This is a genomic window from Paenibacillus xylaniclasticus, from assembly GCF_004001065.1.
Taxonomy (GTDB): domain Bacteria; phylum Bacillota; class Bacilli; order Paenibacillales; family Paenibacillaceae; genus Paenibacillus_T; species Paenibacillus_T xylaniclasticus.
The window spans coordinates 1-2,058 of sequence record NZ_BIML01000079.1; the positions used below are offsets into that span (position 1 = coordinate 1).

The window sequence follows — 2,058 nt, forward strand, 5'->3', positions numbered from 1 at the left end:
TCGTCTGTGACGCCTACTCGCTCAATGCCCAGCACCTCTTGCCAAATCTCTGCAATCCGAGCTTCCGTCTCTGTCCGCGGCGCAACGTACACCGCACCACGGAGCGCTTCCGCTTCCGGTCTTGGCAGCGCCTTTCGGTCCAGCTTCCCGCTCACCGTCAACGGCATCTGGTTCAGCTGTATGAAGTATGCTGGAATCATATACGCAGGCATCGTTTCACCCAATCGAGCCCGCAGCTCCGCTATACTCAGCTCCTCTTCACTAACGATATACGCGCACAACGCTTTGTCTCCGCTCGCGTCCTCGATCGCCACAACCGCTGCTTCCTTCACCGGCATGAGCTGCAGCAAGGTGCTCTCGATCTCGCTCGGCTCGATCCGATAGCCGCGGATTTTCACCTGCTCGTCCATCCGACCTAAATATTCAAGGTTGCCGTCCGGCAACCAGCGGCCCAGATCTCCCGTCCGGTACATCCGTCCACCCGGTACGAACGGATCGGCGACGAACTTCTCAGCCGTCAGCTCCTCACGATTTAAATATCCCCGCGCTACTCCGGCTCCCGCTATACATATCTCGCCGGGGACGCCTGCCGGCTGAAGCTGATTCGTCTGATTCAACACATATACCCTTGTATTTTGAACCGGTTGTCCCAATAGCACCTGGTGATCTGCAAAACATTGTGCCGTCACCGCGTCAATCGTTGTTTCCGTTGGTCCGTAATGGTTCCAGACTGAATAACCTCTTGCAAGCAGACTGTTTTTTAACGCTTCGTCTAATCTTTCTCCACCAGAAATAATATGTTGTAGCGATGGTATGATCGTTGTGTCGGCAAGCAATAGTTCCTTTAATCCAGATGGTGTGAAATTTAACATTTCAATTTCATTACGTGTTAAGTAGTCCAGTAATGACCGTCTATTTCCCATAACTTCAACGGTTACGCAATATAATTTCGATCCACTTAACAACGTACTGAATATTTGCTCAACACTTGGATCAAACACATAATTTGTCATCAGCACAATACGCTTGTGCTCGTGCAGCTTATACTGCTTCGTAAACCAATCCACCACGTTCACTACATTGCGGTGCTCCACCATGACCCCTTTGGGTTGGCCTGTCGAGCCAGAGGTGTAGATGACATAAGCCAGATGGTGCGGGTCATTCGCCGCTTCCAGGTTCCCTGCTTCTTCACCATCCAGCATCGCTCCCCTTAGCTCCAGCTTCTCACCGGCAAACGTCACTTTCTTCAGCAAATTCCCATCTCCGACCAGCCAACGACATCCGCTGTCGTCCAGCATGTACGCCATCCGCTCCTGCGGATACGACGGATCGATCGGCACGTATGCGCCGCCTGCCTTCAGTATGCCGAGAATACCCGCGATCATCTCTACCGACCGCTCTGCCAGCAGACCGACGCGGCTGTCTGCCTTCACGTCCAGTTTACGCAGCTTGCGTGCCAGCCGGTTCGCCCGTGCGTTCAGCTCCCGGTATGTCACCTGCTCTGTCTCGCTGACTACCGCAATGTGATCCGGCGTCCGTTCCACCTGCTCCTCGAACAGCCGTTGGATCGTCTTCTCCTGCGGATAAGGTGCGTCTGTCGCATTGAATTCGTGCGTCAATTGACGCGTCTCTTTCACAGTCAGCATCGACAGCTTCGCCAGCTCCGTCTCCGGTTCGCTTAACGCCGCCTCTATCAATTGCAAGTAGTGCTGTGCCATCCGCTCTACCGTTTCACGACGATACAAATCGGTACAATACTCGACCGCGATTATCATCCCGTCTTCGCTTTCCGCTACCGTCCAGGTCATGTCGAACTTCGACACACCGCTTTCCACCGATTGTGTAATAAGCTGCAATTGATCCAGGTTGATCTCCTGCAGTTCATCATTCTGCAAGACGAACATCGTATCAAACAACGGATGACGACTCATATCCCGACTCTTGACGACCTTCTCCACCAGTTCCTCGAACGGATAGTCCTGATTCGCGTAGCCTGCCAGCGCCTGCTCCTTCACCTGCTCCAAGTAGGATCGGAACGTCAGTCCGCCTTCTGGCTGA

At 53.4% G+C, this 2,058-nt stretch carries 1 protein-coding gene; it reads right to left on the minus strand.

Annotated features, from left to right (window positions below):
- On the minus strand, positions 1 to 2,058 hold a 2,058-nt coding region (locus tag PXY01_RS22010), incomplete at both ends, for a non-ribosomal peptide synthetase (RefSeq protein ID WP_127573281.1).